The sequence below is a fragment of the Herbaspirillum sp. C7C8 genome (genome assembly GCF_022627875.1).
Classification (GTDB): Bacteria; Pseudomonadota; Gammaproteobacteria; order Burkholderiales; family Burkholderiaceae_D; genus Herbaspirillum.
In genome coordinates, this window is the sequence record NZ_JABXGG010000044.1 from 1 (window position 1) to 1,976 (window position 1,976).

Sequence of the window (1,976 nt, forward strand, 5' to 3'; positions counted from 1 at the left end):
CGCATCAGCCTGCTGGTGCTGTTGGCGCTGATGATCATCTTCCCCGTCTTCGCCCAGCAGTTTGGCAATTCGTGGGTGCGCATCATGGATATGGCGCTGCTCTACATCATGCTGGCCCTGGGCCTGAACGTGGTGGTGGGTTTTGCCGGCCTGCTGGACCTGGGCTACATCGCCTTCTACGCCATCGGTGCCTATACGGCGGGCCTGCTGGCCTCGCCGCAGTTTGCGGCGGTGATCGAATCCTTCGTCAACACCTATCCGTCGGTCGGCAATTTCCTGGTCTGGCTGTGCGGTCCGCAGATCGTGCAGAACGGCATCCACCTGTCGCTGTGGCTGATCGTGCCGATCTCGGGCGTGCTGGCGGCGATCTTCGGTGCGCTCTTGGGCGCGCCGACCCTGAAGCTGCGTGGTGACTACCTGGCCATCGTGACGCTGGGCTTCGGCGAGATCATCCGCATCTTCATGAACAACCTGAATGCACCGGTGAACATCACCAATGGTCCACAGGGCATCAACCTGATCGATCCGATCCGCGTGTTCGGCGTCTCGCTGGCCGGTGAACCGGGTTCCGGTTCGATGGTGAAGGTCTTCGGCATGAGCCTGCCGTCGGTGAACGCGTATTACTACCTGTTCCTGGTGCTGTGCATCTTCGTGATCTTCTTCTCGACCCGCCTGCAGGATTCGCGCCTGGGCCGTGCCTGGGTGGCGATCCGTGAAGACGAGATCGCCGCCAAGGCGATGGGCATCAACACCCGCAACGTCAAGCTGCTGGCCTTTGCCATGGGCGCTTCGTTTGGTGGCGTGGCCGGCGCCATGTTCGGCGCCTTCCAGGGTTTCGTCTCGCCGGAATCCTTCTCGCTGACCGAGTCCATCGCCGTGCTGGCCATGGTGGTGCTGGGCGGTATCGGCCACATCCCTGGCGTGGTGCTGGGTGGCGTGATCCTGGCGGCGCTGCCGGAAGTGCTGCGCCACGTGGTGGAACCGCTGCAGATGGCCATTTTCGGCAAGGTGTGGATCGATGCCGAAGTGCTGCGCCAGCTGCTCTACGGCCTGGCCATGGTGGTCATCATGCTGACCCGCCCGGCCGGTCTGTGGCCCTCGCCGCGCCATGAAGATCGTCCCGAAGCGGACCATACCAAAGTCGGTACCGCCGGCGAAGTCAAAGCCTAAGCCTTATCAGGAGCACAGAACATGACACAAACACTGCTCAAGATCCGTGACGTCAGCAAGCGTTTCGGCGGCCTGCAAGCCTTGAACGGCGTGGGCATCACCATCGAACGCGGCCAGATCTACGGCCTGATCGGCCCCAACGGTGCTGGCAAGACTACCTTCTTCAACGTCATCACGGGCCTGTATCAACCCGATACCGGCACCTTCGAACTGGATGGCAAACCGTATTCACCGAGCGCCCCGCACGAAGTGGCCAAGGCCGGCATCGCTCGTACCTTCCAGAACATTCGCCTCTTCGGTGAAATGACCGTGCTGGAAAACGTGATGGTGGGTTGCCACGTGCGCACCAAACAAAATGTGTTCGGAGCGGTGTTCCGCCACAAGGCGGCACGCGATGAAGAAGCGGCGATCCGCGAGAAGTCGCAGCAGCTGCTGGACTTCGTGGGCATCGGCCAGTTCGCCCGTCGCACGGCGCGTCACCTGTCGTATGGTGACCAGCGTCGCCTGGAGATCGCCCGCGCACTGGCGACCGATCCGCAACTGCTGGCGCTGGATGAACCGGCGGCCGGCATGAACGCCACCGAGAAGCTGGGCCTGCGCGAGCTGCTGGTCAAGATCCAGGCCGAAGGCAAGACCATCCTGTTGATCGAACACGATGTGAAGCTGATGATGGGCCTGTGCAATCGCATCACGGTGCTGGACTATGGCAAGCCGATTGCCGAAGGCGTACCGGCAGACGTGCAGAAGAACCCGGCGGTGATCGAGGCCTACCTCGGTGCAGGACATTAAGCGAGACCACAGAACAT

At 62.0% G+C, this 1,976-nt stretch carries 2 protein-coding genes; both read left to right on the plus strand.

Features of this window, described 5'->3' with window-relative positions; all coding sequences use genetic code 11:
• Positions 1-1,170, plus strand: a 1,170-nt coding sequence (locus tag HWE01_RS22540; protein WP_241822947.1) for an ABC transporter permease subunit, incomplete at its 5' end; no start/stop codon positions are given.
• Positions 1,171-1,191: 21 nt separating this feature from the next.
• Positions 1,192-1,959 carry an ABC transporter ATP-binding protein gene (locus HWE01_RS22545; protein ID WP_008326432.1) on the plus strand — a complete coding sequence of 256 codons (768 nt, stop codon included), beginning with the start codon at positions 1,192-1,194 and terminating at the stop codon, positions 1,957-1,959.
• The last annotated feature ends 17 nt before the right edge of the window (positions 1,960-1,976 follow it).

Excerpts from the sequence above, each read along its gene's own strand:
- HWE01_RS22545 (WP_008326432.1), top strand. The coding sequence starts at position 1,192 with ATGACACAAACACTGCTCAAGATCCGTGACGTCAGCAAGCGTTTCGGC.